This is a genomic window from Streptomyces sp. NPDC058685 (assembly GCF_042714725.1).
Taxonomy (GTDB): domain Bacteria; phylum Actinomycetota; class Actinomycetes; order Streptomycetales; family Streptomycetaceae; genus Streptomyces.
The window spans coordinates 98,724-105,027 of record NZ_JBHXSL010000005.1 but is presented as its reverse complement, the minus strand read 5'-3'; the positions used below and the strand labels follow the sequence as shown (position 1 = coordinate 105,027).

General features: G+C 68.2%; 5 protein-coding genes. 1 reads left to right on the top strand and 4 read right to left on the bottom strand.

Translation table 11 applies throughout. The annotated features are described in order from the left end of the window. Nucleotides 1–113: 113 nt before the first annotated feature. The 4 genes from ACFWU3_RS06330 to ACFWU3_RS06315 form a co-directional block, all read right to left on the bottom strand. Nucleotides 114–1,571 (bottom strand): GH1 family beta-glucosidase, encoded by a 1,458-nt coding sequence (locus ACFWU3_RS06330; protein WP_384431963.1) that lies wholly within the window; start codon nucleotides 1,569–1,571, stop codon nucleotides 114–116. A gap of 61 nt (nucleotides 1,572–1,632) precedes the next feature. Then, nucleotides 1,633–2,550 carry a carbohydrate ABC transporter permease gene (locus ACFWU3_RS06325; protein WP_384431960.1) on the bottom strand — a complete coding sequence of 306 codons (918 nt, stop codon included), beginning with the start codon at nucleotides 2,548–2,550 and terminating at the stop codon, nucleotides 1,633–1,635. Nucleotides 2,551–2,566: 16 nt separating this feature from the next. Further along, entirely contained in the window at nucleotides 2,567–3,520 is a 954-nt protein-coding gene (locus ACFWU3_RS06320; protein WP_384432413.1) for a carbohydrate ABC transporter permease, read from the bottom strand. Nucleotides 3,521–3,663: 143 nt separating this feature from the next. Then, on the bottom strand, nucleotides 3,664–4,977 hold the full coding sequence (locus ACFWU3_RS06315; RefSeq protein WP_384431957.1) for an ABC transporter substrate-binding protein: 1,314 nt from the start codon (nucleotides 4,975–4,977) through the stop codon (nucleotides 3,664–3,666). A gap of 280 nt (nucleotides 4,978–5,257) precedes the next feature. On the opposite strand from ACFWU3_RS06315, the gene ACFWU3_RS06310 reads away from it, so the two are divergent. Next, entirely contained in the window at nucleotides 5,258–6,274 is a 1,017-nt protein-coding gene (locus ACFWU3_RS06310; protein ID WP_384431953.1) for a LacI family DNA-binding transcriptional regulator, read from the top strand. Nucleotides 6,275–6,304: the final 30 nt, after the last annotated feature.

Below are 6,304 nucleotides of genomic sequence, written 5' to 3'. Positions count from 1 at the left end.
TTTCGCTGGGCGGCGGCCCTGGCACGGGGGCCGCGTTGGCCCCCGCGGCCGCCCCCCGGTCAACCCCCGGGGCGTGGGGGTGCGCGGCGGGGCCACCCCCCCCTGGCCGCGCCTCACTCGTCCGTCGCGTTGCCCGACAGTGTCCCGGTCCTGGCGACACCGGCATACCACCGGGCGCTCGCCTTGGGAATGCGCCTGCCCGTCGCGTAGTCCACGTAGACCGCGCCGAAGCGCTTGCTGTAGCCGTAGCCCCATTCGAAGTTGTCGAGCAGAGACCACAGGAAGTAGCCGCGGACGTCCACGCCCGACTCGATCGCGCTGTGCACGGCGGCCAGGTGGCCGCGCAGATAGGCGATCCGGTCGGGGTCGAGGACTTCTCCCGCGGGGTCGACGTAGTCGTCGAAGGCCGCTCCGTTCTCGGTGATCACCAGCGGAAGTCGCGGGAACTCCGCTCCGACGCGGACCAGCAGTTCGGTCAAGCCGCTGGGGTCGACCGCCCATCCCATGGCGGTGGTGGGACCGGGCGGGAGGTGGAAGGACACGTCATCCGCCCCGGGCCATGGGCTGTGCGCACTCCTGCCGTGCCCGTCGGAGCGGTGGCTGCCGTCGGTGGCACCGCCCGAGACCAGCGTGGGCGTGTAGTAGTTGACGCCCAGGAAGTCGAGCGGTTGGTGGATCTCCGCTGTGTCGCCCTCGTGTACGAACGACCAGTCCGTCAGGCGGGCCGTGTCCCGGAACAGTTCCGCGGGGTAACTGCCTTCGAGCATAGGTCCGGTGAACACGCCGTTGGCCAGTGTGTCGATGCGGCGGGCGGCCTCGACGTCCTCGGCGCTCCCGGTGAGAGGGCGTACATGGTGCAGGTTGAGTGTGACGGCGATGCGCGCATCGCCCGGGAGGTGCGCGCGCAGTGCCTGGACCGCTCTGCCGTGGCCGAGGTTGAGGTGATGGGCCGCTCGCAGCGCGGCGACGGGATCGGTGCGGCCCGGGGCATGTACCCCCGAGGCGTACCCGAGAAAGGCACTGCACCAGGGCTCGTTGAGAGTGGTCCAGGTGCCCACCTTGTCACCCAGGGCATCGGCGGCGAGAGCCGCGTACTCGGCGAAGCGTTCCGCGGTGGCGCGTTCCGGCCAGCCTCCGGCGTCCTCCAGTTCCTGGGGCAGGTCCCAGTGGTAGAGGGTCGCGAGCGGCTCGATGCCGTGGTTCAGCAGTTCGTCCGTGAGCTGTCGGTAGAAGTCCAGCCCCTTCTGGACAGCGGGGCCCCGTCCGGTGGGCTGGATGCGGGACCAGGACAGCGAGAACCGGTAGGCGTTCACACCGAGGTCGGCCATGATCGCGACGTCCTCGCGCCAGCGGTGGTAGTGGTCGGTGGCGATGTCGCCGGTGTCGCCGTTGCGGACCTTGCCCGGGGTGCGGGAGTAGGTGTCCCAGATGGAGGGGGTGCGGCCGTCCAGTCCGGCGGCGCCTTCGATCTGGTATGCGGCGGTCGCCGTTCCCCAGGTGAATCCCTGGGGGAAGACGAGGTCCTCGCCGCTCGGGGCAGTGGGCGCGAGGTGTCGGGCAGCGGTGTCCACGGGGGTCCTTCCAGGAGAGCGGTCGTTCAGTGCGCGGGATCGGTGAAAGGGGCGGGCGCGCTCAGCCCTTGACCGCTCCCTGCATGATGCCGCCGACGATCTGGCGGCCGAAGACGATGAACATCGCCAGCAGCGGGAGCGTGCCGAGCAGGGCGCCGGCCATGATGAGTGACTGGTCGCGGACGTAGCCCGCGCTGAGCTGGGTGAGCGCGACGGGAACCGTCGGATTGCTCATGTCGAGCACGATGAACGGCCAGAAGAAGTCGTTCCACGCGTGCACGAAAGTGATCATGAACAGGACTGCCATCGCCGGCCTGGCGACCGGCAGGACGATGCTCCAGAAGATGCGGAGCGAGTGCGCGCCGTCCACCCGGCCCGCCTCGACGAGTTCGTCCGGCAGCGCTTCGGCGAGGTACTGGCGCATGAAGAACACGCCGACAGCGCTGACGAGGGTGGGGAAGATGACCGCGGGAAGCCGCTGCCCCCAGCCGAGATCGCTCATCATCATGAACAGCGGTACGACGCCGAGTTGGGGCGGCACCATCATCGTCCCGATGACGAGCATGAGCAGGATGTTGCGCCCCTTGAAGCGCAGTTTGGCGAAGGCGAAGCCGGCCAGTGTCGCGAACAGGACCGTCGACAGCGCGATGACGCCCGCCACGATGAAGCTGTTCAGCATGGCCTTTCCGAGCGCCGCGTCCTGCCACGCCTTGCCGAGGTTCTCCAGGAGATGCGGACCCGGCAGGAACGGCGGCGGGGACTGGGTGACCCGGGTGTTGTCGCTCGACGCCGCCACCATCGTCCCGTAGAGAGGGAACAGCGACACGAGAGCGGCGATGCCGAGCAGGATGTAGGTGACAGGCCCCGCGTGGTGCTGCCGGCCGGCCTTCGGTGAGAGCAGATGCCGTCGCGGTCGGGAAGCGGCGGGGACGGCTCGCGGGCGTACGTCCGGGCGGTCCCGGAGGCTCTGGGTGGTCATGGCTGAGTGCTCCTGATCAGGGCCTGCGGGATGCGATGCGCTTGACGACGCGCTGGATGACGAAGACGAGGATCAGCACCAGGAACATCGCCCAGGCGACAGTCGCCGCACGCCCCATCTGGTAGTTCTTCCACCCCTCCTCGTAGAGGAGCAGGCCGAGGGTCTGGTACTGGTTGTCGGCTCCGCCGGTGATGCCGTTCGGGCCCTGGCCGAAGATGAGCGGCTCACCGAAGAGCTGGGTGGCGCCGATCGTGGAGAGCACAATGGTGAAGACGACGGTGGAGCGGATCCCGGGAATGGTCACCTTCAGGAACTGCTGCCAGCGGGAGGCGCCGTCGATGGCCGCCGCCTCGTAGCGCTCGCGCGGCACGGCCTGCATCGCCGCGAGGTACAGGAGCGCGTTGTAGCCCGTCCAGCGCCAGATCACGATCGTGGAGATGGCCGTCTGGGCGGCCCACTTGTTGTTCTCCCAGTCGATGTTGTCGATTCCCACCACGCTCAGCAGCCAGTTGATCATGCCGAAGTCACGCTCGAAGAGCATGGTGAAGACAAGGGCTGCGGCGCCCACCGAGGTGGCGTAGGGCGTCAGTGCCGCAACACGGAAAAACGTGGAGCCACGCAGCCGGTAGTTGAGCAGATGCGCCAGGCCAAGGGCCATCAGGAGCTGGGGCACGGTGGAGATGACGCCGATGGTGAAGGTGTTGAACAGCGCGTTCCAGAAGCGCTCGTCCTCCCACAGGGCGACGTAGTTGTCGAAAGCCACCCACTCCATCAGGTCCAGCGAGGCCAACTCGACCCGGTGGAGGGAGATCCATCCCGTGTAGACGAGGGGGTAGAAGCTGAAGGCCGCGAACACGGCGAAGAAGGGGGCGATGAAAGCGTACGGCGCGCCACGCAGGTCGAGCCGGTGCAACAGCATGCTGCGGCGGGGCCGGTCACGGTCGTGACGGTTACGGAGGTCGGGTGTGATGCCGTGCGAACGCTGAGGGCTGGGGGCGGGCTCGTCGGCCGGTGCGGTCGGGGTGGAAGTGGCCACCGGGGATCCTTACGTGGGACGGGGATGGACCGGGGCCCGGCGACCACGAGAGGAGTGGCCGCCGGGGCGGGGTCAGGTCATCCAGCGGCCTTCTTGATGCGCTCGTCGGTGGTCTTCCACGCCGTGTCGGGGCTCTGGTTCTGCGCCTCGATCAGCGTCAGGCCCTGGGAGAAGATGTCCTTGATCGTGCCGTCCTTGCGGCCGAGGACCTGCTCGTCGGGGATCTCCTCGGCCGCGGCGCCGAAGATCTTGCCGATCGGCGCCTCGCTGAAGTACTCGGACGTGGCGTTCGCGACCTGGGGTGCGGCCAGCGCCTGCTGCGAGGAGGGGAAGTTGCCGATCTTCTCGAAGACATGGGCCTGCTGTTCCGGCGCCGTGAGCCAGGCGACCAGCTTCTTCGCCTCCTCCTTCACCGGGCTCTTGTCCATGACGCCGAGGAACGAGCCGCCCCAGTTGGCTCCCTTCGGAGCCTTCGCGACATCCCACTTGCCCTTGTTCTTCGGGCCCGCCTTCTCACTGATGTGGCCGAGCATCCAGGCCGGGCACACGGTGGTGGCGAAGGTGCTGTTGGCCAGGGCCGGATCCCAACCGGGCTGGAACTGCCGGAGCTTGGCGGTGAGCCCCGAGGTCGCCGCTTGCGAGGCCAGCGCCCAGGCGTCGGTGACGACGGGGTTGTCCTGATAGACGAGCTTGCCGTCCTTGTCGTAGAACTGCTCGGAGTTGCCGTAGATCATGGCGTTGAACAGGCCGCTGGAGCTGTCCATGAAGGCGACCTTGCCGCCCTTGAATCCGGCCTTGAAGGTCTTGCCGGCCGCCACGTACTTCGCCCAGTCGCCCTCCCACAGTTGGGCGACCTTCTCGCGGTCGGTGGGTAGGCCCGCCTGCTGGAAGAGGTCCTTGCGGTAGCAGACGGCCATCGGGCCGATGTCCGTGCCGAGGCCGATGACCTTGTCGTCCTTGGTGGTGACCTGGCTCAGCTTCCATGGCAGGAAGTGGTCGACACCGGGCGCGTCCGCCAGGTCGACGAACTTGGCGGCCTGGGTGTCGACGAGTTCCTTCGCGCGGCCGATCTCGATGCCCTGGATGTCCTTGAGGCCGCTGCCCGCCGCCAGATGGGTCTGCAGGGCGGTGTAGTACGTCTGCTCGTCGCCGGCCACCTCGGCCTTGATGGTGACGTTCGGGTGCTCCTTCATGTACCGGTCGAGGAGCCCGGTCTCCTTGTAGCCCATGACGCCGAAGAGGCCCATGGTGATGGTGACCTTGCCGTCCTTGACGCCTCCGCCGGTCCCGCCGGTGTCGCTGCCTCCGCAGGCGGTGACCAGTCCGAGTGCGGCCACGGCCGCGACAGCGGCTATGCCTCTTGTACGCAGCAGTTTCTGAGCCCTGCTCATATTGCCCTCCCAGCGGCGGCACCGACGTCGGAGCACGAGCCTGTCGGTCCTGCCTGTGCGGCTCGATCATCGAGTGGGAACGTTCCCAATGGCGGTGGGAACGTTCCCACCGAGTTGCGCGAAGCCTGACCGCCCTTCGGTCGCTGTGTCAAGAACTTGAATCGACTTCGTTGCCACCACGTGTCGTGGTCCATGGTTCGTGGAAGCCTCGGAGCCGCTGATCCTTCTGGCACAATGCGCTGGTGAACGGCGTGCCGATGCCGACCCACGAGGAGGGGCCATGGGGGAAACACGGCGACCGACCATCAAGACCGTGGCCGCACGTGCCGGGGTCGGGCGCACCACCGTCTCGCGAGTGATCAACGGCTCCACCCTCGTCAGTGACGAGGCCAAGGCTGCCGTTCTGGACGCCATCGCCGAGCTCGGCTACGTACCCAACTCGGTGGCGCGTGGCCTCGTGACCAGCCGGACCAACTCCATCGCGCTGGTGATTCCCGAGTCGGAGAGCCGGCTCGGTTCGGAGCCCTATTTCGCCGCCGTCATCCGGGGTGTGAGCACCGGCCTGGCCGACACGCGTACCCAGCTCCAGCTGGTGCTCGTACGCGACAAGGGCGAGCGTGACCAGCTCACGGACTCCGTCGCGGAGCGGCGTGTGGACGGAGTGCTGCTGGTGTCGGTGCACGAGCACGACCCGCTGCCGAGCCTGCTGGAAGCCCTCGGGCTGCCCACCGTCCTCGCCGGCCGGCGCTCCGCTGCCGAGTCGTTGAGCCATGCCCACTCCGACAACCTCGGCGGCGCCGCGGCGGCGGTGCGCCATCTGCTGGCCCGCGGCCGGACCGCGATCGCGACCATCGCGGGGCCGCTGGACATGGATGTCGGCCGCGCCCGGCTCCAGGGTTGGCGAGAGGCGCTGGCGGAGGCGGGCCACGGCGCGGACGAACGGCTGGTCGCCACAGCCGACTTCACCGAAGAGGGCGGACGTCGCGCTATGCGTTCGCTTCTTGAACGGGCACCGGAACTCGATGCCGTTTTCGTCGCTTCGGACGTGATGGCTGCGGGGGCGATGCTGGAACTGCACAGCCAGGGGCGACGCATTCCGGACGACGTGGCCGTGGTCGGCTTCGACGACTCGTTCATCGCGCGCCACACCGATCCTCCGCTGACGAGTGTGCGTCAGCCGGTCGAGGAGATCGGGTCCACGATCGCCCGCATCCTGCTCGCCGAGATCGCCGACACCGATGCGCCTCGACAGCAGATCATGCTTCCCACGGAACTCGTCGTCCGCAGTTCGTCCTGAGGGCGAGGAGGAGGGCGGGACCGCGGACCG

Bases quoted from the DNA above. Each gene is read 5' to 3' on its own strand.
- ACFWU3_RS06325 (WP_384431960.1), bottom strand. From the start codon at position 2,550: ATGACCACCCAGAGCCTCCGGGACCGCCCGGACGTACGCCCGCGAGCC.
- ACFWU3_RS06315 (WP_384431957.1), bottom strand. From the start codon at position 4,977: ATGAGCAGGGCTCAGAAACTGCTGCGTACAAGAGGCATAGCCGCTGTC.
- ACFWU3_RS06310 (WP_384431953.1), top strand. From the start codon at position 5,258: ATGGGGGAAACACGGCGACCGACCATCAAGACCGTGGCCGCACGTGCC.